General features: G+C 72.1%; 23 protein-coding genes. 11 read left to right on the top strand and 12 right to left on the bottom strand.

Annotation, left to right across the window (positions count from 1 at the left end):
* Nucleotides 1–17: 17 nt before the first annotated feature.
* Nucleotides 18–533: a MarR family winged helix-turn-helix transcriptional regulator gene (locus YWW_RS0102400; protein ID WP_026928839.1), complete on the bottom strand. Its 516-nt coding sequence runs from the start codon at nucleotides 531–533 to the stop codon at nucleotides 18–20.
* A gap of 129 nt (nucleotides 534–662) precedes the next feature.
* On the opposite strand from YWW_RS0102400, the gene YWW_RS0102395 reads away from it, so the two are divergent.
* Nucleotides 663–1,595, top strand: a complete 933-nt coding sequence (locus tag YWW_RS0102395) for an NADP-dependent oxidoreductase (RefSeq protein ID WP_026928838.1) — start codon at nucleotides 663–665, stop codon at nucleotides 1,593–1,595.
* A gap of 174 nt (nucleotides 1,596–1,769) precedes the next feature.
* Nucleotides 1,770–2,756: an LLM class flavin-dependent oxidoreductase gene (locus tag YWW_RS0102390; protein ID WP_026928837.1), complete on the top strand. Its 987-nt coding sequence runs from the start codon at nucleotides 1,770–1,772 to the stop codon at nucleotides 2,754–2,756.
* Here the strand turns inward: YWW_RS0102390 and YWW_RS36765 are convergent.
* Entirely contained in the window at nucleotides 2,753–3,835 is a 1,083-nt protein-coding gene (locus YWW_RS36765) for a Gfo/Idh/MocA family protein (protein ID WP_026928836.1), read from the bottom strand. The two genes, YWW_RS0102390 and YWW_RS36765, sit on opposite strands and share 4 nt — an antisense overlap.
* On the bottom strand, nucleotides 3,820–4,527 hold the full coding sequence (locus tag YWW_RS36760; protein ID WP_026928835.1) for a ThuA domain-containing protein: 708 nt from the start codon (nucleotides 4,525–4,527) through the stop codon (nucleotides 3,820–3,822). The genes YWW_RS36765 and YWW_RS36760 overlap by 16 nt, the downstream gene beginning before the upstream one ends.
* A gap of 134 nt (nucleotides 4,528–4,661) precedes the next feature.
* Here YWW_RS36760 and YWW_RS0102375 point away from each other — a divergent pair, with 134 nt between their 5' ends.
* On the top strand, nucleotides 4,662–5,675 hold the full coding sequence (locus YWW_RS0102375; protein ID WP_026928834.1) for a LacI family DNA-binding transcriptional regulator: 1,014 nt from the start codon (nucleotides 4,662–4,664) through the stop codon (nucleotides 5,673–5,675).
* Nucleotides 5,676–5,694: 19 nt separating this feature from the next.
* Here YWW_RS0102375 and YWW_RS0102370 read toward each other — a convergent pair whose 3' ends face one another.
* From YWW_RS0102370 to YWW_RS27875, 3 genes are all read right to left on the bottom strand, one after another.
* Nucleotides 5,695–6,321: a CatB-related O-acetyltransferase gene (locus YWW_RS0102370; protein ID WP_211228400.1), complete on the bottom strand. Its 627-nt coding sequence runs from the start codon at nucleotides 6,319–6,321 to the stop codon at nucleotides 5,695–5,697.
* Between the two features lie 151 nt (nucleotides 6,322–6,472).
* Nucleotides 6,473–7,642 carry a hypothetical protein gene (locus tag YWW_RS0102365; RefSeq protein ID WP_035703918.1) on the bottom strand — a complete coding sequence of 390 codons (1,170 nt, stop codon included), beginning with the start codon at nucleotides 7,640–7,642 and terminating at the stop codon, nucleotides 6,473–6,475.
* 126 nt (nucleotides 7,643–7,768) lie between these two features.
* On the bottom strand, nucleotides 7,769–9,052 hold the full coding sequence (locus YWW_RS27875; RefSeq protein ID WP_035697420.1) for a hemolysin family protein: 1,284 nt from the start codon (nucleotides 9,050–9,052) through the stop codon (nucleotides 7,769–7,771).
* 297 nt (nucleotides 9,053–9,349) lie between these two features.
* On the opposite strand from YWW_RS27875, the gene YWW_RS0102355 reads away from it, so the two are divergent.
* From YWW_RS0102355 to YWW_RS0102345, 3 genes are all read left to right on the top strand, one after another.
* Complete coding sequence (locus YWW_RS0102355) at nucleotides 9,350–9,772, top strand: hypothetical protein (RefSeq protein ID WP_155829837.1); 423 nt, start codon at nucleotides 9,350–9,352, stop codon at nucleotides 9,770–9,772.
* Nucleotides 9,769–10,191: a hypothetical protein gene (locus tag YWW_RS0102350; RefSeq protein WP_026928830.1), complete on the top strand. Its 423-nt coding sequence runs from the start codon at nucleotides 9,769–9,771 to the stop codon at nucleotides 10,189–10,191. The genes YWW_RS0102355 and YWW_RS0102350 overlap by 4 nt, the downstream gene beginning before the upstream one ends.
* A gap of 92 nt (nucleotides 10,192–10,283) precedes the next feature.
* Nucleotides 10,284–10,568, top strand: coding sequence for a hypothetical protein (locus YWW_RS0102345; protein ID WP_155829835.1), 285 nt, complete (start codon nucleotides 10,284–10,286; stop codon nucleotides 10,566–10,568).
* 140 nt (nucleotides 10,569–10,708) lie between these two features.
* Here the strand turns inward: YWW_RS0102345 and YWW_RS0102340 are convergent, their stop codons facing one another.
* From YWW_RS0102340 to YWW_RS33655, 3 genes are all read right to left on the bottom strand, one after another.
* Nucleotides 10,709–11,359, bottom strand: coding sequence for a VOC family protein (locus tag YWW_RS0102340; protein WP_026928828.1), 651 nt, complete (start codon nucleotides 11,357–11,359; stop codon nucleotides 10,709–10,711).
* 74 nt (nucleotides 11,360–11,433) lie between these two features.
* Complete coding sequence (locus YWW_RS0102335; RefSeq protein WP_026928827.1) at nucleotides 11,434–11,790, bottom strand: VOC family protein; 357 nt, start codon at nucleotides 11,788–11,790, stop codon at nucleotides 11,434–11,436.
* Nucleotides 11,791–11,902: 112 nt separating this feature from the next.
* Nucleotides 11,903–12,814 carry a hypothetical protein gene (locus YWW_RS33655; RefSeq protein ID WP_155829833.1) on the bottom strand — a complete coding sequence of 304 codons (912 nt, stop codon included), beginning with the start codon at nucleotides 12,812–12,814 and terminating at the stop codon, nucleotides 11,903–11,905.
* A 296-nt stretch (nucleotides 12,815–13,110) separates the two neighbouring features.
* On the opposite strand from YWW_RS33655, the gene YWW_RS27865 reads away from it, so the two are divergent.
* The gene (locus YWW_RS27865) at nucleotides 13,111–14,526 is read left to right on the top strand and encodes a glycoside hydrolase family 6 protein (RefSeq protein ID WP_051325277.1); all 1,416 of its coding nucleotides are present in this window, start codon (nucleotides 13,111–13,113) and stop codon (nucleotides 14,524–14,526) included.
* 76 nt (nucleotides 14,527–14,602) lie between these two features.
* Here YWW_RS27865 and YWW_RS0102320 read toward each other — a convergent pair whose 3' ends face one another.
* Nucleotides 14,603–15,322 (bottom strand): SDR family oxidoreductase, encoded by a 720-nt coding sequence (locus YWW_RS0102320; RefSeq protein WP_026928826.1) that lies wholly within the window; start codon nucleotides 15,320–15,322, stop codon nucleotides 14,603–14,605.
* Between the two features lie 86 nt (nucleotides 15,323–15,408).
* Between YWW_RS0102320 and YWW_RS37675 the strand changes: the two genes are divergently transcribed.
* The gene (locus YWW_RS37675) at nucleotides 15,409–15,762 is read left to right on the top strand and encodes a MerR family transcriptional regulator (RefSeq protein ID WP_035697424.1); all 354 of its coding nucleotides are present in this window, start codon (nucleotides 15,409–15,411) and stop codon (nucleotides 15,760–15,762) included.
* Nucleotides 15,763–15,816: 54 nt separating this feature from the next.
* Here YWW_RS37675 and YWW_RS0102310 read toward each other — a convergent pair whose 3' ends face one another.
* The gene (locus tag YWW_RS0102310) at nucleotides 15,817–16,641 is read right to left on the bottom strand and encodes an oxidoreductase (RefSeq protein WP_035697426.1); all 825 of its coding nucleotides are present in this window, start codon (nucleotides 16,639–16,641) and stop codon (nucleotides 15,817–15,819) included.
* Between the two features lie 129 nt (nucleotides 16,642–16,770).
* On the opposite strand from YWW_RS0102310, the gene YWW_RS0102305 reads away from it, so the two are divergent.
* Together YWW_RS0102305 and YWW_RS0102300 are read left to right on the top strand one after the other, a co-directional pair.
* A complete protein-coding gene (locus YWW_RS0102305; protein ID WP_026928824.1) occupies nucleotides 16,771–17,610 on the top strand; it encodes a helix-turn-helix transcriptional regulator in 840 nt (279 codons plus the stop codon).
* Nucleotides 17,611–17,690: 80 nt separating this feature from the next.
* Nucleotides 17,691–17,891, top strand: a complete 201-nt coding sequence (locus YWW_RS0102300; RefSeq protein WP_026928823.1) for a hypothetical protein — start codon at nucleotides 17,691–17,693, stop codon at nucleotides 17,889–17,891.
* Nucleotides 17,892–18,011: 120 nt separating this feature from the next.
* Here YWW_RS0102300 and YWW_RS0102295 read toward each other — a convergent pair whose 3' ends face one another.
* Nucleotides 18,012–18,488 (bottom strand): MarR family winged helix-turn-helix transcriptional regulator, encoded by a 477-nt coding sequence (locus tag YWW_RS0102295; protein WP_081687128.1) that lies wholly within the window; start codon nucleotides 18,486–18,488, stop codon nucleotides 18,012–18,014.
* Nucleotides 18,489–18,519: 31 nt separating this feature from the next.
* Here YWW_RS0102295 and YWW_RS0102290 point away from each other — a divergent pair, with 31 nt between their 5' ends.
* Entirely contained in the window at nucleotides 18,520–19,596 is a 1,077-nt protein-coding gene (locus YWW_RS0102290; RefSeq protein WP_035697428.1) for a bifunctional NAD(P)H-dependent oxidoreductase/GNAT family N-acetyltransferase, read from the top strand.
* The last annotated feature ends 150 nt before the right edge of the window (nucleotides 19,597–19,746 follow it).

The raw sequence follows: 19,746 nt of genomic DNA, 5'->3' as shown, positions 1-19,746 counted from the left end.
GAGTCGGGGCCCGGGCCTCAATCCGCCGGGCCGCGGCGCCTGCGGGGCGCCGCGGAGCGGGGCGGCCTGGCGCGCATGTGGTCGCGCACCCGGGTCATGATGTCGCCCAGGCGGTCGAGGTCCTCGTCGGACAGCGGCTCGAACAGCCGGCCGCGCACCACGCGGATGTGGCCGGGCAGGATGCGCTCGACGAGCGCCCGGCCCTCGTCGGTGATGCTGACCAGTGTGGAGCGCTCGTCGTCGGGGCTGGGTCCGCGCGTCACGAGCCCGGCCTTCTCCAGCAATCCGACCTGGTAGGTCAGGCCGCTGCGGCTGTAGACGACGCCGTCGGCCAGCTGCGTCATGGTCAGCCGCCCGTCGGAGGCGTCGAGGCTCGCCAGGAGCTGGAACTGCACGGTGCTCAGGCCGCCCTCGGCGCGCAGGTGCCGCTCGACCTCGTGCTGGAGCAGGCTGCCGACCTCCGAGAGCGCGAAGTAGGCGCTCAGCTGCCGCGGGTCGAGCGGCCGGTCGTCGTCGGGCGGGGAATCGGACATCCCCGAATCCTACCTGTTTCGAATTCGAAGCATTGTGTCGAGCGTCACCGCGCGAGCACTGGAACTTCGAATTCGAAGCATATATGCTCGCCTCATGCTTCAAATTCGAAGCAAAATAGAGGAGGAATCATGAAGGCAGTTCGTTACCACTCCTACGGCGACAGCGACGTCCTGGTCCACGAAGAGGCCGAGCGCCCGGAAGCGGCGGCGGGACAGGTGGTGATCGAGGTGGCCGCCAGCGCGTTCAGCCCGCTGGACCTGGCGATCCGCGCGGGCCTGATGCGGGAGGTGTTCCCGGTCGCGTTCCCGCACATCCCGAACTACGACGTCTCCGGCGTCGTCGTCGAACTCGGCGAGGGCGTGAGCGGCTGGAGCCTCGGCGACCGGGTCGTCGCCTTCCTGCCGGCCACCGCGCCGGGCGGGGCCGCCGAGTACGTCGCCGCGTCCGCCGAGCTGCTGGCCGCCGCTCCGCGCGAGGTCGACCTCGTGGACGCCGCGGCGCTGCCGTCGGTGGCGCTGACCGCCCGCGAGTCGCTGTTCGAGCACGCGGAACTCGAAGCGGGCCAGAGCATCCTGATCAACGGCGCCGGAGGCGCCGTCGGCGGCTACGCGGTCCAGCTCGCGGCGCGGGCGGGAGCGAGCGTGACCGCGACGGCCAGTGAACGCAGCGCCGAGCGGCTCCGCTCCTACGGCGCGGACGAGATCGTCGACCACACCGCGACGCCGGTGACGGAGGCGCTCGCGGGGCGGCGCTTCGACGCCGTGCTGAACCTGGTGCGCACCGACCCCGAGGCGACCGCGCGCCTGGCGGACCTGGTCGCCGACGGCGGGGCCTTCGTCAGCACCACCGGCCCCGGCCCCGAGGAGCCCGGGCGCGGGGTGCGGACGGCGCAGGTCTTCGTCCGCGGCGACGCCGCCCGGCTCGCCGAGCTGGTGGCCGACGTCGACCGCGGCGAGCTGCGGATCCACGTCGCCGAGCGCAGGCCGCTGTCGGAGCTGGCCGAGGTCCACGACGCGGCGGTCTCCGGGCGGCTCCCCGGCAAGACCGTGCTGGTCCCCTGACCGGGCCCGCCGCAGAGCGGCGCCATGGGCCCGTGACCAGGGTCATGGTGCCGCTCGCGACGCGGCGGGATAGCTTCGGAACACCGCCGGTGGATCCGCCACCGGCGCAACAGGGCGCGCCTCCGCGCCGCCGCCGGGGCGCTCCACCGCGATCTGCGTAGAAAGGCGGCCCACATGCCCGTCGCCCTCTCGATCCTCGACCTGGCGCCGATCGCGCCGGGCCGGTCCGCGCGCGACAGCTTCGCGGCGAGCGTCGAGCTCGCCCGCGCCGCCGAGCGCGGCGGCTACCGGCGGGTCTGGTACGCCGAGCACCACAACATGCCGACCATCGCATCGAGCGCGACGAGCGTGGTCATCGGCCACGTCGCCGAGCACACCGAGACCATCAGGCTCGGCGCGGGCGGGATCATGCTGCCCAACCACTCGCCGCTGGTCATCGCCGAGCAGTTCGGGACGCTGGAGACGCTCTTCCCCGGCCGGATCGACCTCGGCCTGGGGCGCGCGCCGGGCACCGACCGGGCCACCATGCTCGCCATCCGGCGGGACGCCTCCTCGGCGGACTCGTTCCCGCAGGACGTGCTGGAGCTCCAGGGCTACCTGAGCGGCGAGTCGCGGGTGCCGGGCGTGCAGGCCGTGCCGACCGCCGAAGGCGCGGTGCCGCTGTACATCCTCGGCTCCTCCCTGTTCGGGGCGCAGCTGGCCGCCAGGCTCGGCCTGCCGTACGCCTTCGCGTCCCACTTCGCGCCGACCCACCTCCACGAGGCGGCGGCCGCCTACCGCGAGGGCTTCGAGCCGTCCGAGCAGCTGGCCGAGCCGTACCTGATCGCCGGGGTGAACGTGTTCGCGGCCGAGGACCGCGGCGCGGCCGAGGCGCAGAAGGAGGTCTCGTACCGCAACCGGACGCGCGCCTTCGTCTCGCGCGGCCAGGGCGGGCGGGACTTCACCGACGCCGAGATCGACGCCTTCCTCGCCTCGCCGAACGGGCGGCAGCTCTCGGCCATGACCGAGTACACCGCCGTCGGCGGCCCCGGCGAGGTCCGCGCCTACCTGGAGGAGTTCGCCTCCTCGACGGGCGCCGACGAGCTGATCACCGCCCACCACGCCGAGGAGCTCGCCGACCGCGTCCGCTCGGTCGAGTTGACCGCCGAGGCCTTCGACTAGGTCAAGTCCGAGAGCGGGACGGCCGCGGGCCGCTCGCAGGTGCTCGCCACTTCGACGGCGGCGCCGCCCTCGGCGGCGTCGAGCAGCGAGCTCATGACGTCGAGGACGTGGTAGGCCAGCTCGCCGTTCGCGCGGGCCGGGACGCGGGCCCCGGCGGCGGCGAGATCGGCGATCCCGTAGCCGCGCGCCGCGTCGCGGTATCCGGCGCTCGGCGGCAGCGCCTCCCACTCGCCGTCGAGCGGGTGGATCCGGACCTCGCCGTCGAAGCGGTTCGGGTCGGGGACGACGAGCGAGCCGGCCTGTCCGTGGACCTCGATGTTGGAGGCCCGGGTGGCGACCGAGTCGAAGCTCATCACGAGCGTCGAGAGCGCGCCGGACTCGTGGCGGAGGACGCCGGTCACGTGCGTGTCGATCTCGACGGGGATGACCTCGCCCGCGCGGGGGCCCGATCCGATGGTGCGCGTCGTCCGGGTGCGGCTGGCGGCGCCGACGACCGAGGCGACCGGCCCGAGGAGGGTGACCAGCGCGGTCACGTAGTACGGGCCCATGTCCAACAGCGGCCCGCCGCCCGGCCGGTAGTAGAAATCGGGGTCGGGGTGCCAGCGCTCGTGGCCGGGCGTGACCATCGTGGCGGTGGCGGCGACCGGGGCGCCGATCAGGCCGTCGTCGACGGCCTTGCGGGCGGTCTGCACGCCGGTGCCCAGGACGGTGTCGGGCGCGCAGCCGACGCGGACGCCCGCCAGGCGGCCCGCCTCGACGACGGCGCGGGCCTCGTCGAGCGTCGCCGCGAGCGGCTTCTCGCCGTAGACGTGCTTGCCCGCCGCGATGGCCTTGAGCGCGATCTCGGCGTGCGCGGCGGGGACGGTGAGGTTGAGGACGAGCTCGACCTCGGGGTCGGCGACGAGCTCGTCGACGGTGAGGGCGCGCAGGCCCCGCTCCTTGGCGACGGCCTTCGCGCGGGCCTCGTCGAGATCGGCGACGGCGACCGGGCGCACCGCGTCGAGCCGTTCGAACGTGGACAGGTAGGCGCCGGAGATCGCTCCGAGGCCGACGACGCCGATCCTCAGCGGCTGGCCCACAGGATGCCCCTCTCGATGATGGTGCGGACGTTCGGGTCGGCGAGCACGCCCATGTCGTGGCCGGGCGTGGCGACGAAGATCCGGCCCTGGCCCCACAGGCGGGTCCACACGGCCGGGCAGGTGACCGGGCGGTGCCACGGGTGGTAGTCGGTGACGGGGATGGTGGTGGTCGCGAGGACGTCGTTGTACTCGTCGGAGAGGACCCAGTACTGCTCGGTGTCGAGCTCGAAGTCCTCGATGCCCTGGACGATCGGGTGGTCGGCCCGCTCGGGGACGATGTTGACGGTGTAGCGCACGAAGCAGTCGGCGGCCTCGCCCTTGAGCTCTTCGCGCGGGGCCCTGGTGGGGTGGGTCGCGAACTGGCCGCCGATGAACTGGAGGTAGTCGGAGCTGTCGCGGTAGGAGTCGGCGATGCCGCCGTGCCACCCGGCCATGCCGGTGCCGTTCTCGACCGCGGTGATGAGGCCGCGCAGCTCGTCGGCGTCGATCTTGTTCATGGTGTTGGTCTGGACGACGAGGTCGACCGTCGCCATGTAGCCGGCGTCGGCGTAGACGGCGGTGGTGTCCTCGACGCGCGTCTCGTAGCCGTGCTCGGCGAGGAAGGGGAGGAACGAGTCGGTGGCCTCGACGGGCTGGTGGCCGTCCCATCCGCCGCGCACGACGAGCGCGCGCTGGTTCCCTGCTGTTGGCATGTTCGCTCCAAAGTTGCGCAAATTCTGCACTGGTCGTGGTTTCGCTGTACATTATTTCAGCGCTTTCCACAGGTGGCAAGCATCATTCTCAAGCGAAGTTGCGCAACTTTTAGTCTTCCAGATAGGATCGGCCCATGCGGAACGGTCGACGGACGACGCTCGCCGACGTGGCCGAGGCGGCGGGCACGACGGTGCCGACGGCCTCGAAAGTCCTCAGTGGACGATCTGACGTCTCGGTCGAGACCCGCTCCCGCGTCATGCGAGCCGTCGCCGAGCTCGACTACCGGGGGCGCTCCGGCCGGGGCGCGGTGCCGCGGACCGACCGCCCGGCCCTGGTGGACCTGGTGCTCAGCGGCGTCGAGGGCGCATGGGCGAACCGGGCGCTCAGCGGCGTCGAGCGCGCCGCCACGGCGGCCGGGGTGGACATCGTCGTCTCCGTCGCGCGCGGCCCGGACGGGGCGTGGCTGACCCGGCTGCTCGAACGAGGACTGCGCGGCGCCGTGCTGACGCTGGTCGACGCGACCGCCGAGCAGCTCGCGACGCTCACCGCCGCCGGAGTCCCGGTGGTCCTGCTCGACCCGGTGACGCAGCCGCCGAGCACGGTCGCGAGCGTCGGAGCCGCCAACTGGGACGGCGGCCGCGCCGCCGCCGAGCACTTCGCCGCGCTCGGCCACGAGCGCCTTGCCGTGATCGGCGGCAGGCGCAGGCACCTCTACAGCCAGGCCCGCATGGACGGCTTTCGCTCGGGCGCCTCGCAGGCCGGGATCGAACTGCCCGAGGAGCGGGTCGTGCACACCGACTGGCGGCGTTCGAGCGCCGCCGACGCGGCGGCCGGGCTCCTCAAGGGACCGGCGGCGCCGACGGCGGTCTTCGCCTGCTCGGACCACATGGCGGTCGGGGTCTACGACGCCGCCGAGTCGCTGGGCCTGGCCATCCCCGAGGACGTCAGCGTCGTCGGCTTCGACGACCTGCCCGAGGCGCAGTGGCTGCGCCCGGCTCTGACCACGGTGCGCCAGCCGATCGCCGAGATGGGCGAGGCCGCGATGCGGATGCTGCTGCGGATCATGGCCGAACCGCCGGGCGACGCGCCGCGCGAGGAGCTGGCGACCCAGCTCATCGTGCGCGAATCCACGGCGGCCGTCTCCTAGAACGGCCCGCGGACGCGGCTCAGACGGCGCGCTCCAGGCCGTGGTCGGCGGCCACGGCCGCGATGTCGGCCGGGGAGCCGGCCATGATCGTGCGGGCGTGCTCGGTGACCAGCTCGACCGGCCAGTCCCACCACGCGGCCCGCAGCAGCCGCTCGACGTCGGCGTCGTCGAAGCGCCGCCGGATCGTCTTGGCGGGGTTGCCGCCGACGATCGCGTACGGCGAGACGTCAGCGGTGACGACCGCCCCGGAGGCGATGATCGCGCCGTCCCCGACGGTCACGCCGGGCATGATCGTCGTGTTGTAGCCGAACCAGACGTCGTTGCCGACGGTCGTGTCGCCCCGGCTCTCGACGTTCATGACGATGTCGAGGGTGGCCTCGGCCCAGTCGCCGCCGAAGATCGCGAACGGGAAGGTCGAGACGCCGACCATCGGATGGTCGGCCCCGGCCATGATGAACCGGGTGCCGGCGGCCAGCGCGCAGTACCTGCCGATCCGCAGCTTCTCGGGGCCGTAGGCGTAGAGCACGTTGCGCTCCTCGAACTCGGTGGCCGCGTCGGGGTCGTCGTAGTAGGTGTACTCGCCGACCTCGATCTTCTCGGACTCGATCAGCGGCTTGAGGAAGACCACGCGCGACTGGCCGGTCATGGGGTGCAGGATCGTGGGATCGGGGATCAACGGAGTGCCTCCTGGTCGGCGAGCGTCGGGACCGGCCGGTCCCGACCGACCAGTCTGCACACGGGAGCGGCCGTCGTCAACGGCGATTCCGAAAACGATCGCGAGCCGCCAGGCGGCGCCCTCACCGCCTCCGCCACGCCCTGAACCGGCGGGAGACGCGCCGAGACGCCCGCCGCGCCAGGACCTTCGCCAGTTCCTTCGCGGGCGCCTCGTCCACCGGCGACGACAGCCTGGAGCTCGGCTGCCTGCGGGCGGCGGCGTCGACCGCTCCGACGATCGCCTCGGCCGCCGCCTCCACCAGCGCCGGATCGCCCTCCTCGGGCGGCTCGCCGCAGACCGGCCGCTCGGCGAGCCGGTCCAGATCGCCCAGGACGCGGACCCCCAGCTTCGACACCTGCCGGGCCGTCTCCTCGCCCAGCTCGGCGGTCCGGTCGAGCGCCCAGCCGGGAGTGGCGATGGCCGGCTCGTCCGGGCCCGGCCTGCGGGCGGTCTTCATGCGCTTGACCGCGCCGTTCCGGAAATAGGTGTAATAGGCGGCCGGAGGCAGCTTCTGCTCCGCGAGCAACTCGTTGCAGCGGCGCACCAGCTCCACTTCGTCCCAGGTCAGCGACCGGTTCGCCTGGTCGGGCCGCTGACGCAGAACGCCGCGCGGCAGCGCCAGCAGCTCCTCGAAGGACCGCAGCAGCATGCCGCGGTCGGACTCGTCGGGCACGATCACCGTGAGCCGGTCCGGCCCGACCGCCGCCGCCCACCGCTCCACCAGCCGGCCGTGGCGGTGCCGCAGCCAGAACCTCCGGTTCGGGTGCTCCCGCGCGGGCCGGTTGAACATGAGGTCCAGCCAGGTCGGGTAGTCGACCGTCAGATCGTTCTGGACGTACTGCTGCCACTGGGACGGCAGGATCTTCGCCAGCGAGCGCAGCGTCACCGCGATGTGGACGGCCGGGCCGCCCAGGTCGGCGACCGCCTGCTTGATCGCGGCGTCGTCGGCATCGGCGAGGAACTCGCTGGAGATGACGACCCGATCGGTCCGGGCCGCCTCGACGTCGGCGACCAGCCGCTCCCACTCGCTCGCGTCCTGCCGCCCGACGCCCTTCATGCCCGGCTCTCCGGTCAGGCCCAGCACCGCCCGCATCGGGTTGCGCTCCTTGTGGGCCACGGTCGTGCCGTACTTCGACAGCTCCTCGCGGGCGCCGTGCAGCGCCCCCTGAATCGCGGTCGTCCCGGTCTTGTGCGGCCCGATGTGCACCAGACGGGTGCCGACGGGAAGCGCCGGCGCTGCTGATCGACCCATGCCCTCCGAGGTCATACAGCGCATGGTACCCATTTGTCCCGATTGCATGCTTCGCCTGGAGTGCATCCGGCTCGGCGAGCCGGACCCGAGGACCGCTCGAAGCGGCTCGGCGCGGTCGGCGGGAGCTCAGGACCCGTCCCGCTCGTTGGCCCGGCGGGCCCGGACGCGGGTGATGGCGTTGCCCCTGACCCCGATCACCTCGAAGAGCCAGCCCGAGACGTGCACGGTGTCGCCGGTCCGCTCGGGGAGGCGGCCGAGCGCGGCCAGCACCAGGCCCGCGACCGTGGTGTAGTTGCCCTCGGGCATGGCGGGCAGTTCGATGTCCAGGTCCACCAGGTCGTGGACGGGGAAGGTCCCCGGCAGGGTCAGCGAGCCGTCCTCGTGGCGGCGGATGGGCATGAGGTCGCGATCGGTCTCGTCGTAGATCTCGCCCACGACCTCCTCCAGGAGGTCTTCGAGGGTGACGATGCCCTCGATGCCGCCGTGCTCGTCGACGACCACCGCGAACTGCTCGTGCTCGGCCTTGAAGCGCTGGAGCGCGTCGGAGACGCGCAGCGACTCGGGGTAGAGCACGGGCGGGCGCATCGCCTCGGCCAGCGACCGCTCGTCGTCGAGCAGGTCGCGCAGGTGCACCACGCCGACGACGTCGTCCAGGCCGGCCTCGCCGGTCACCGGGGCGCGCGAGTGCCCCGACGCCGCCAGCGCGGCCCGCGCCTCGGCCACGTCCAGATCGGAGCGCAGCATGAACACCATGCGCCTGGGCACCAGCACCTCGCGCAGGCGGCGGGCGTGGATCTCCAGCGCCCCGGCGATGATCTCGCGCTGCTCGGGGTTCAGGGCCCGCTGCCCGGCGACCAGTTCGCGCAGCTCCTCGGGGCTCATCTGCCCCTCGTCGTCCTCGGACCTGCCGCCGAAGACGCGCACCACCAGGTTCGTCGAGACGCTCAGCAGCCACACCACCGGCCGCGAGATCGTCGACAGCACGTCGAGCGGCTTGGCGGCCAGCAGCGCCCACCGCAGCGAGTACTGCATGGCCAGCCGCTTGGGCGCCAGCTCGCCGAACACCAGCGTCACGAACGTCAGCACGACGGTGACCAGGGCGACCGCGACCGGTTCGGCGGCGCCGCCGAGGAACTCCAGCAGCGGCGCGACCGGTTCGGCCAGCGACACGGCGGCCGTGGCCGAGGCGAGGAACCCGGCGAGCGTGATGCCGATCTGGATGGTGGCCAGGAACCGGTTCGGGTCCCTCGCGAGGCGCGCGAGCGTGCGCGCCCCCGCGCCCTTCTCGCGCTCCAGCGCCCGCAGCTGCCCTTCCCGCAGCGACACCAGCGCCATCTCGCTGCCCGCGAACAGGGCGTTCAACACCACCAGCAGCAATACCAGTGCGAGGTTGAACCCATAGCCACCCATCGTGTCGCGCCTCCGGCCTCGGTCGTCGGAAACCACACGCTACCCGGCGGCCCGCCGGACCCCCGGCCTCCCCGGCCGGGGGGGTGACCTCGCGGGAGGTACGGCCGTTCCCCGCCTTACCTCCCGAGGAGTAGGCCGATTGCCTCCCCTGAGCCGATGCCGGAGGGATGGGGGCGCCCGCAGACTCGGCCGCATGCAACGGCGAAGATCCATCGGTTCACCGGCCGGAGACCCCGGCACTCGGCAGCATTGCCCACTTCGGTCTGTCCTGGCGGCCGGATGCGGGAGGCGGTCGCGGTGAAGCTGTTCTTCCTGGGGTGGACGCGCTTCGTCGTCGTCCTCCTCGTGCTCCAAGTCGGCCTCGCCGGATGGGGCGCCGTCTCGGAGGGCGGGGAGCGCATCATGCGCTTCATAGCCCACGCGGGCAACGGCGGCATGCTCATCCTCTGGCTCATGCTGTCGGTCGTCTTCGCCCTCATCGCCCGGCCCGGCCGGAAGGCCGTCCTGCTGACGGCCCTGTCGGCCTTCATGATCATGATGCAGAGCGTCTTCGCCCACGGCTTCGGCACCGAGGGCGTCGGCGGAGGCGTCGGCATCGCCCTCCACGCGCTCAACGGCCTCGGCGTCCTCGCCGTGCAGGCGACCGTCGCCCGGCTGGCCAAGCGGGCGGTCGACGAGAAGCGCGCCCTGAAGTCGGAAGGAAGCGAGGTCCCGGCATGAGTCCCGTCTTCGCCAAGATCCTGCGGGTCTGGATGATGCTGCTGCTGGCGCTGCTGGTCGTCCAGTTCGCCCTGGCCGGTTTCGGAGTCGGCTACGGCGGCGCGCTGGAGGACGGCTTCGAGATGCACTTCCTGAACGGCGACGCCCTGCTGTACCTCTACTCGGCCGCGATCCTCCTCGCGCTGGCGGCGCGGCTCGGTGCCGGGATCGTGTGGCTGACCGCCCTGGGGGCCTTCCTCGTGCTGCTCCAGCACGGCATGGCCCTGGTCAACGTCCCCGGCACGCTGTGGGGCCAATCGCTGTTCCTGGTGCACGCCCTCAACGGACTGGCCCTCATCATCCTGGCCCACCGCACCGGAGTCCTGGTGCGGAACAGGATCCGCGGGAACGCCGCGGCCGCGCCGCGCGCCGGAGCGTGAGCGGACGTCCGTTCAGCGCAGGGCGGCCTCTCCGTCGCCGACGCGGGGGGACGAGGTGGCGGCGAGCCGCGTCGCGCACGTATACATGACCGATGGAACCAGATGGCGATGCCGCTCCCCCGGATTCGCGTCCAGTCGGATTCAGAGAGCGGATGGCACTGGTCGTCTACCGCCTCCAGACGGTCTCGACGCTCGCTTACATGGGCGCCGCGTCCTTCATCGGCATCGAGATGGTCGCGCTGGTCATCGGCTTCACGACGGTGCTGCCCATCGCGATCCCGTTCGTGGTCCTGATCCTCGGCGGCGTCTACTTCACGCGCCGGCGGCTCCGGGAGGCGTGGGCGAGGATGCGGGGCGGCTCGCGGCCCGAGGCGTGAGCCGTTCGCCTCGCGAGCCGCGCGGCAGCGCCACTGCGCACCGCGAACGACCGGCAGAACACGCCCGCCGTCCGCGGCGGCTTCCCCGCGCCGCGGCACTCGGACGCGTCCGCCGTCTCGGCGGCCGGCCGGCGTTCCGGTCAGTCGCGGCCGACCCAGGTGGCGAGGTCCACCTCGTTGCCTTCCGGATCTGCCAGCGTCCAATGCATCGGGGCGAACCGGTCGGTGACGATCCTGCCTCCGGCGGCCAGCGCCGCGGCGACCCGCGCCTCCGCCTGCTCGTGCGGGACACCGACATCGATATGGATGCGGTTGCGCCCTTCCCGCATGACGTCCATCTGCTGGACGAAGACCGGCGGGTACAGCCCGTCCGGGTCGGCGATGTCGCATTCGCCGACCATCTCGTAGCCGAGCACGGCGCACCAGAACGCCCGGACCTTGTCCACATCGAGCGCGTCGATCGCGAACTCCCAGGTGCGGGTGGAGCCGGGGTCGGCCCGGACGCCGAGCGCCTCGGCCGCCGCGGAGATCCGCCGGGCCAGCTCGAGGTCGGCCTCGCTCAGCGCCCAGCGCTCCCTGGTGACCAGGCGCACCTCCAGCACCGTGGAGCGGAGGTTCAGATCGGGGTGGTGTCCGGCCGCCTCGGCGAGGCGGCCGATCTCCGCGACGAGCCGCACGCCGGTGGCGAAATCGCCCGTGCGATACAGCGCGAACGCCACCGACCACAGCACCCGCCAGTCGTCGACGCCGTCGGCCTCGTGGAACTGCTTCGGAGTGATGAAAACCGTCATGGCGTCATCGTAGGAAGGCCCACCGACACAGAGCCCGTTCGAATGGGCGCCGGTCGGGCCGCTCCGCCTCCGCGCTATTCGGCGGGGACGTCGGTGTGGAGGCCGATCGTCACCCCGCTCGGATCGACGAATTCGCCGTACCAGCCCATCTCCGGGCTGATCAGGGTGCGTTCGGTCTTGACCGTGCCGCCCGCGTTCGCGGCCTTCGCGAGGACGCCTTCCAGATCGTCGGTGTCGAAGTACATCCGGATCCCGCGACCGACCCGCTCGCTCGACTCATAGAGCTGGCCGACCTGCTCGGTGCCGTCGAACACGACCACGAAGTCGGGCCCGGACATCGGGAAGGTCCAGCCGAACACGGCGCCGTAGAAGTCCTGGGCCACCTTGAGATCGTCGACCAGGATGTCCCACCATGAGGGTTTTCCGCGCATTGCTGTCTCCTATCGGGAAGTCGATGCCTTCATCCTGTCACCGACCACCGACAGAACTCGGCGAACGCCTCAGCCGAGCGGCGCTGCGCCGGCTCCGGATCGCCGAAGGCGATCACGCCCATGACGTCTCCGGGCACGGCGGTTTCGTGGCCTCCAGGTAGAACACGGCGGCCACCAGCAGACCGAGGCCCCATACGGTGTACCCGGGGATCACCATCAGGGTCCACCAGGCGGGGTACTCGGAGCCGAACTCGCCGCGGATCATGTAGGTGCCGCCGACGAGTCCGAAGTAGGCCGCCAGTCCGCTCCCCACCAGGAACGCCGGTACCAGCACGACCCATCGGGGCACCTTCCGTCCGGCGAGCGGCACGACCCACCGGGGCCAGATCCGGCCCCACCGGTGCGCGAGGGCCAGCGGGAGCAGCGACCCCGCGGCCAGGTAGACGACGAGGAAGACGATGACCGCCGGTTCCGTCGGCGACCACGGCAGCCCCACGAGCAGTTCGGCGGCGAGCCGCGCGGCGGCCCCGGCCAGTGCGCCGTAGGCGCCGGCGTACGCCCACCACGGGGCCGGGCCGGCCCAGGGAGCGCCGGGATGCGCGGCAGGCGACCGCCCGCACCGCGGGCAGGCGCCGCGGGCCCGGCGCTGGGCCGCGATCGTGCCGAGAACGGTGAGCAGCCCGCAGGTGACGCCGAGGCCGCGGATGAGGAATCCGGTCCGGTCCGCGGCGGCGAACTCGCCGAACAGCATCGACGCGAGGTCCAGCATGAACATGAACGAGTAGAGGACCATGCCGCCCCCGGCCGCCCAGCCGAGGACGACCCCGGCCCAGGGGCGGCGGGACGCCCGCGGGAAGAGCAGGTTCGCGGCCAGGGCCGCCACGGCGATGGCGACGGGCGTCCAGGCCCCGGGGATGAACGACTCGCCGAAGGAGTCGAAGTCCGGCGCGCCGGCGACGGCCCACCACACGTGGATGGCCGCGTACACGGCGAGCAGGAACGGCGTCAAGCGTCGCAATGGCATGGGGCAAGCCTTCAGGGAGGCCCGCGCCTCGCGCCTCCCCTGGGAGGGGGACCGCGCCCCCCGTGCAGGTGACGGCCGCGCCCGGTGCGGCGTCGTCGGGACGCGGTGGGCTCGCGGCTCAGCGCGACCAGCGGATCGGCGTCTCGGGCCGACAGCTGCATCCGCCGTCGACGGGAGGCACCGCGCCGGTGGTCGTCAAGCCTGTCCAGAGCCGCCGAAGCCCCCCGGCGCTCGTCGAGCGACGCGGATGACCACTACAGATTGACAAACATCAATAAGATTGCGACACTCGACTGATGTTCCCTTGTGGTCGAAAATACGCGTCCCTCCTCGCCGCCGCCGTACTCGCGGCGAGCCTCATCACGGTCTTCTCGGCCGCCGCCCCGGTCGGCGCGAACGGCCATTGCCGCGACCGGGGCCCGGACCTCCAAGCCGACACCGGCGAGGACTGCGGTCACGGCGATCCCGGACCCGAGGCGGCGAACCCGTACGAGGGCGCCGACGTCTACATCGATCCCGAATGGTCGGCCCAGGCCTACAGCGGCGGCGCGACCGCCGAGGTCGCCGAGCAGGCGACGGCCGTGTGGCTCGACAGCATCGGCGCCGTCCCCGGCGAGGGCCCCTCCGGCATGGGACTGGCGGACCACCTCGACGTGGCGACGGCCCAAGGCGACGACCTGGTCCAGATCGTCCTCCACAACCTCCCCGGCCGGGACTGCGCCGCACTGCGCTCGTACGGGGAGCTCGGCCCCGAGGAGATCGACCGCTACAAATCCGAGTTCGTCGACCCGATCGCCGAGATCATCGGCGACCCGGCGTACGACGACCTGGACGTCGTGGCGGTGGTGGAGCCGTACGCGATCCCCAACCTGGCCGCCCACACCGATCCCAGCCCCTACGCCACCGAGGAGTGCAACAGGATGCGGGACAACGGGAACTACATGGAGGGCATCGCCTACGCCGTCACCGAGCTCGCCGCCGTCGGCGTCCACAACTACCTCGACGCGGCCGACCACGCCGTGATCGGATGGCAGGACGCGAACCCCGCCTACGACGAGTTCGGCAACGCCGTCGAGCTGTTCGGCCAGCTGCTCGCCATGGGCGTCGACCCCGGCGACGTCACCGGGATCGCCGCCAACACCGCCGGTTACGCCGCGACCGTCGAACCGTACTTCGACGCCGACGACGTGGTCAGCGGCATGCCGGTCGAGCAGACCCACTGGGTGGACTACAACTCCTACATCGACGAGCAGGGCTTCGCCCTCGACCTCCGCGACGCGCTCGTCGGCGCGGGCTTCGACGAGGACCTCGGCGTGGTCATCGACACCTCGCGCAACGGCTGGGGCGGACCCGACCGGCCCACCGCCACCAGCGGCAGCTCGGACCCCACCACCTATGTGGACGAATCGCGCATCGACCGCCGGATCAGCAAGCAGCACCGCTGCAACCAGGCCGGCGCGGGCCTCGGCGCCCGGCCGCAGGCCGAACCGACCGCCGACCCGAACCTGCACGCCTACGCCTGGATCCAGCCGCCGGGCCTGTCCGACGGCACCGACGGCCCCATCCTCGTCCCCGGCTCTGGCTACAATGCGACCTGCGCCCCCGAATACGGCTCGCTGCGGGACGCCCCGCCGCGCGGCGAGTGGTTCCAGGGGCACTTCGAGCAGCTCCTGGCGAACGCCTGGCCGCCGCTGAGCCCCGCCGCCGAATGAGACGGACCCGGACCGGCCCGGTCCGTCGAGCGCGGACCGACCGGACTTCCCATCCGACGGCGCGGAGCAGTCGAGGTCAGCGCGTCGGTCCGGCCGGGGCCAGCTCCGGGTAGACGACGCTCGGGTCGGCGTTCAGGACCGCCTTGAGCTCCACCGCGTTCCGGTCGGCCAAGACTTCCAGGGCGCCCGACTCGATGCCGTCGAGTCCGGCCCGAACGACGTCCGCGGGATCGCTCTTGTCCGCCTCGATGCCGGCGAGCATGTCGGTGTCGACCCCGGCGACGTGCAGACCGACCACCTGCGTCCCCTGCGACGCGAGTTCGAGCCGGGCGCCGTTGGTGAGGCTCCACGAGGCGGCCTTGGCCGCGGAGTAGGCGTGCCCGATCCCGGCCGAGCGCCACGAGAGCACCGACAGCATGTTGAGCACCGCTCCGCCGCCGTTCGCCCCGAGCACCGGCGCGAAGGCCCGGACCATGTTCAACGTGCCGAAGAAGTTGGTCTCCATCTCCCGCCGGATCGTGTCCTCGGAACCGTCGAGGAGGTTCTCGAACGTCGCGATCCCCGCGTTGTTGATGAGGAGGGTCGCGTCGGCGGCGGTCTTCGCGGCCGCCGCGACCGACGCCGGATCGGTGATGTCGAGCAGCACGGCCTCGACCCCGGGAAGGTCGATCGATTCGGTCCGGCGCGACCCGGCATAGACCTTGGCCGCGCCGCGTTCTAGGAGTTGCCGCGCGAAATGGCGGCCCATGCCGCGGTTGGCGCCGGTGACGAGTGCGATTGATCCTTGGATTTCCATGTGGTCGAAGCTATGACCTCACGTCGGCGTCAGGGGCAAGCAGCAGTGGCAGACGCCACATCGATCGAGGACTCGGGAGGACGCGGATGCGCATCGGGGAACTGGCCGAGGCGACGGGCGCGACCGTACGCGCCATCAGGTACTACGAAGAGCAAGGACTCCTCCGGCCCGAGCGGACCGCGAGCGGCCAGCGGATCTACACCCGGGACGCGGTCGACCAGGTCCTCTGGATCCGGATGATGCTCAGGAACGGCTTCCCCAGCAGGGCCATCGCGAAGCTCCGCAGGTGCGGCGGCCCCGACGAGATCACTCCCGAGCAGAGGGCCGTCATCCACGAGGAGCACGCCCGCATCGAGGCCGAGTACCGCGCCATCGCCGAGACGAAGGACCGTTTCGAATCGGTGCTCGCCTTCATCGGAGACGAGCGGCGATCGGACTGAGCCGTCGACCGTCGTTCCAGGACGCCGCGACCGCACGCGGCCGCCCCAGAGGGCCTACGCCGGCGGGGCCGTCCCCTGCGCGCGGTCCGCGATCTCCCTCCACGCCTCCCACTCCTGGAGCCGACGCTCGTAGATGCCGGAGACGATCCCCGGCGCGAGCGCCCCGAACAGGACGCGCAGCGGCGGCTCGGGAGCGTCGACGACCTCCAGCAGCGCTCGAGCCGCCGCGGCGGGATCGCCGGGCGCCTGCGTGCCTCGCCTGGCCGCCGCCTCGTCCCGCATCGGGTCGTACGCCGCGAGCGGCTCGCTCCACCGCGCCGAGGGGCCCGCCCAGTCGGTCGCGAATCCGCCCGGCTCGACGATGGTGACCTCGACGCCGAACCGCGCGACCTCGTTCGCGAGTGACTCGCTGAGCGCTTCGAGCGCCCACTTCGACGCGTGGTAGGCGCCCAGATTGGCGAATGCGCCCACGCCGCCGATGGAGGAGACCTGCACGATGCGCCCGCGTCCCCGCTCCCGCATCCGGGGAAGCGCGGCCCGTACGACGCGCATGGCGCCGAACACGTTGGTCTCCAGCTGGTCGCGGAGTTCGGCGTCCGTGACCTCCTCCACGGCGCCGAAGTGACCGTATCCGGCGTTGTTCACCACGACGTCCAAGGCCCCGAGCCGCTCCTCGGCCTCGGCGACCCGGTCCCGGACCGCAGCGGCGTCGGTGACATCGAGTCGCAGGGCGACCAGCTCCGGATACCGTGCTTCGAGGTCGGCCAGCGCCGCGATGTCGCGCGCCGTCGCCGCGACCCGGTCACCGCGCTCCAGCGCGGCCTCGGTGAAGGCGCGCCCGAAGCCCTTGGACGCGCCGGTGATCAGCCAACTCTTCATGATCGAATCCTCTCGGCTCTGTGGTTGCGCGAACCACACTCACACGGTCCGCGCCGCCGGGGAAGGCAGCGATCCGCCTGGGAGTGCCGCACCCAGGCTCGTTCGGCCGAGCGGACCTACCATGGAGGCATGGTCGAGAACAAACTCGGCGAGTTCCTGCGCGCCCGCCGCGCCCAGGTCGACCCCGAAACGGCCGGCGTCTCGTCCCACGGGGTCAGGCGGGTCCCCGGGCTGCGCCGCGAAGAGGTCGCGGCCATGGCGAAGGTGAGCTTCGACTACTACGTGCGGCTCGAACAGGGCCGGGAGCGGAAGCCGTCCGCGCAGGTCCTCGACGCCCTCGGCCGGGCGCTGCGGCTCGACGACGACGCCAGGCTGCACCTGTTCCGAATCGCCGGTCTCGGACCGAAGCCGACAGACGCGGCCGCCGCCGAGCAGGTCGACCCCGGTCTGCTGAGGCTCATGGACATGTGGTCCGACAACCCCGCGATCGTGCTCGGCCGCGCCTATGACGTGCTCGCCGGAAACCGCCTGGCGTACGCGCTGTTCGACGGCTTCCGGCAGGGACCGAACCTGCTGATGAAGATGTTCTTCGACCCGAACGCCCGAACGTTCTACTCCGACTGGGACCGCACCGCGTCCTACACGGTCGCCGGCTTCCGGATCCTGCACGGCATGTTCCCCGAAGACCCGCGCGTCGGCGAGGTCCTGCGGACCATGCTGGACCGAAGCCCGGCGTTCACCGAGATCTGGGAACGCCACGACGCGCGCGGCAAACGGCTCGAGAGCAAGCGGTTCGACCATCCGGAGGTCGGAGAGCTGACGCTGCGGATAAACGCCTTCGACGTCAAGTCCGCGCCCGGGCAGGAGTTGATCGTCTACCATGCCGAGCCCGGCTCGGCCAGCGCCGAGGCGCTCTCGCTGCTCGGCACGCTGGCCGCCACCCGCGACCGCGAACGCCGGACCGGCTGACCCGCGGCCGGCCCTCGGAAGGCTCGACTCGCCGGCGGGAACGGAAGTTCCGCGACGACATCGACCGGCTCCGCGACGAGATGGCGCGGTTCGTTTACGGCCACCTCGCCGAGGCCGGCGCGGACGAGCGGTGGCGGCTGTGGGCCTCACGGCTGTCGCTCACCGTCGCCGTCGAGGCGATCATGATCTGGCTCGACGCGGGCAGCCCGGACCCGGACGAGGCCCCGCGGCGGATCGACCAGGTCGTCCAAGCCGTCATCACCGCCATCGGCGATGACTGACACGGCAACCCCGCTGCCGAAGGCGCAACGAAATGCGGCTGTCGCGCCAGGCGGCTTCGGGCCACCGGCGGATCGTGGACCTCACCGACGACATCCGCGCCGCTCGTCGACGTCGGTGACTCAAGGGAAATGCCGACGAGCTCCGTGGACGCTCCCGGCGATTCGCTCGAGGGCGGCGAGGTCTTCCGGCGTGAGCCGATCGATGAAGTGGCGCCGCACCGACTCGACGTGGGCGGGCGCGGCGTCCTCGAGGACTTCGAGGCCCCGCGCGGTCAGCACGAGCAGGCAGCCCCTGCCGTCGGCCGGGTCGGGTGCGCGCCGCAGCAGACCGCGCGCCTCCATGCGGCTCGCGTGCCGGGACAGCCGGCTCCGCGACCAGCCCATCTTCTCCGCCTGCTCCCTCAGCGTACTGGTGTGGGCGTCGCGTTCGGACAGTGTGCTCAGCACCTCGTAGTCGGGTTCGGAGAGCCCGATCGCGGCCAAGTCGCGGGCCGTGCCGGTCTGGACCGCGACCATGAGCCGCCGGAAGGCCCGCCAGGCCCGGTCTTCGTCGGGGTTCAACCAGGGCACGGTCCTCGCCGACGATGTCGTTGACATGTAATCAACTTACCACGTACACTTCGTTTCCATGTCAATGAAATTGCTTCGGGTCGCCGTGCTGACGTGCAGCACCCGTCCGGGCGCCCTCGGCCCGGCCGTGGGGCGATGGCTGATCGACGCGATCGCCCCTCGGGCCGCGGAAATCGGCGTCAAGCTCACACCGGTGGCCCTCGGCGATCTGAACCTGCCGTTCCTGGACGAGGAGGAACATCCTTCCTCGGGCGTCTACCGGCACGAGCACACTCGCCGGTGGAGCGCCATCGTCGACGCGGCGGACGGGTTCATCGCGGTCACACCGGAGTACAACCACGGGATGCCCGCCACGCTGAAGAACGCACTGGACTGCCTCGGCGACGAGTGGGCCTGGAAGCCGATCGGCTTCGTCGGCTACGGCAACACCTCGGCCGGGACCCGGTCGGTCCAGCACGCCAAGCAGGTGGTGAGCGCCTTGCGCCTGGTCCCGCTGGGCGCCACGGTCGCGATCCGCATCGGCGATTCGGTGGAGCACGGGCGGCTGCGGCCGGATGCCGCCCGCGACGCGGCGGGTGCCGCCATGTTGGACGAGCTGGTCCGCCTCGCCCACGCCTTGCGGCCGATGCGCGAACACGCCCGAGCCGGGGCCGTGCCCGGCCCGTTGGCAGGGTCCCACGCGAGGCGGCTGACCCCGGACGACGCCCCGGAAGTCACTGTGCTGCAACGGTGCTGCTGGGTCGAAGAGGCCGTGGCCAACGACACCACGGCCATTCCGGCACTGCGCGAGTCGCCGGAGGAGGTGCGCGAGTGGCTCACGAGCTGGAACGCCACCGGCATCCGGCTCGACGGCCGACTGCTCGGCATGGTGCGGACCCGCCCTGTGGGGACCGACTGGCACCTGGGTCGGCTCGCCGTCGTTCCCGACCTGCGAGGCCGAGGTCTGGGCCGGTGGCTGCTGCGCGCCGCCGAGCTCGCCGCCGAACCGGACTGCCGCCGAGCCGTGCTGTTCACCGGGGCCAAGAGCTTGCGGAACATCGCCCTCTACCGGAACACGGGCTACCGGCCGACATCACTCGCCGGACCGGAGGGGACGATCTGCCTTGCCAAAGACCTCCCCGGTGAGCGGCGATGACTCCTCGGCGGAGCGGCGCCGCCCTCTGACCGGCTCGCTCGCGAACGGTTCGACGTCGGCCGACAGTCCGCCCGGTCGCCGGGTCTTCAACCCGGTCGGGTGACGGTTGTTCCGCGTCCGGCCGCGATCAGGCCCGGGGCCGCCTTCGGC

The organism is Glycomyces tenuis DSM 44171 (assembly GCF_000427885.1).
Classification (GTDB): Bacteria; Actinomycetota; Actinomycetes; order Mycobacteriales; family Micromonosporaceae; genus Glycomyces; species Glycomyces tenuis.
The sequence above is the reverse complement of the archived record's forward strand: the minus strand, read 5'-3'. Positions and strand labels throughout refer to the sequence as shown.

Coding starts and splice junctions, on each gene's coding strand:
- YWW_RS0102400 (WP_026928839.1), bottom strand. CDS start 533: ATGTCCGATTCCCCGCCCGACGACGACCGGCCGCTCGACCCGCGGCAG.
- YWW_RS0102395 (WP_026928838.1), top strand. CDS start 663: ATGAAGGCAGTTCGTTACCACTCCTACGGCGACAGCGACGTCCTGGTC.
- YWW_RS0102390 (WP_026928837.1), top strand. CDS start 1,770: ATGCCCGTCGCCCTCTCGATCCTCGACCTGGCGCCGATCGCGCCGGGC.
- YWW_RS36760 (WP_026928835.1), bottom strand. CDS start 4,527: ATGCCAACAGCAGGGAACCAGCGCGCGCTCGTCGTGCGCGGCGGATGG.
- YWW_RS0102375 (WP_026928834.1), top strand. CDS start 4,662: ATGCGGAACGGTCGACGGACGACGCTCGCCGACGTGGCCGAGGCGGCG.
- YWW_RS0102370 (WP_211228400.1), bottom strand. CDS start 6,321: ATGACCGGCCAGTCGCGCGTGGTCTTCCTCAAGCCGCTGATCGAGTCC.
- YWW_RS0102365 (WP_035703918.1), bottom strand. CDS start 7,642: ATGGGTCGATCAGCAGCGCCGGCGCTTCCCGTCGGCACCCGTCTGGTG.
- YWW_RS27875 (WP_035697420.1), bottom strand. CDS start 9,052: ATGGGTGGCTATGGGTTCAACCTCGCACTGGTATTGCTGCTGGTGGTG.
- YWW_RS0102350 (WP_026928830.1), top strand. CDS start 9,769: ATGAGTCCCGTCTTCGCCAAGATCCTGCGGGTCTGGATGATGCTGCTG.
- YWW_RS0102345 (WP_155829835.1), top strand. CDS start 10,284: ATGGAACCAGATGGCGATGCCGCTCCCCCGGATTCGCGTCCAGTCGGA.
- YWW_RS0102340 (WP_026928828.1), bottom strand. CDS start 11,359: ATGACGGTTTTCATCACTCCGAAGCAGTTCCACGAGGCCGACGGCGTC.
- YWW_RS0102335 (WP_026928827.1), bottom strand. CDS start 11,790: ATGCGCGGAAAACCCTCATGGTGGGACATCCTGGTCGACGATCTCAAG.
- YWW_RS33655 (WP_155829833.1), bottom strand. CDS start 12,814: ATGCCATTGCGACGCTTGACGCCGTTCCTGCTCGCCGTGTACGCGGCC.
- YWW_RS27865 (WP_051325277.1), top strand. CDS start 13,111: ATGTTCCCTTGTGGTCGAAAATACGCGTCCCTCCTCGCCGCCGCCGTA.
- YWW_RS0102320 (WP_026928826.1), bottom strand. CDS start 15,322: ATGGAAATCCAAGGATCAATCGCACTCGTCACCGGCGCCAACCGCGGC.
- YWW_RS37675 (WP_035697424.1), top strand. CDS start 15,409: ATGCGCATCGGGGAACTGGCCGAGGCGACGGGCGCGACCGTACGCGCC.
- YWW_RS0102310 (WP_035697426.1), bottom strand. CDS start 16,641: ATGAAGAGTTGGCTGATCACCGGCGCGTCCAAGGGCTTCGGGCGCGCC.
- YWW_RS0102305 (WP_026928824.1), top strand. CDS start 16,771: ATGGTCGAGAACAAACTCGGCGAGTTCCTGCGCGCCCGCCGCGCCCAG.
- YWW_RS0102300 (WP_026928823.1), top strand. CDS start 17,691: ATGGCGCGGTTCGTTTACGGCCACCTCGCCGAGGCCGGCGCGGACGAG.
- YWW_RS0102295 (WP_081687128.1), bottom strand. CDS start 18,488: ATGTCAACGACATCGTCGGCGAGGACCGTGCCCTGGTTGAACCCCGAC.
- YWW_RS0102290 (WP_035697428.1), top strand. CDS start 18,520: ATGTCAATGAAATTGCTTCGGGTCGCCGTGCTGACGTGCAGCACCCGT.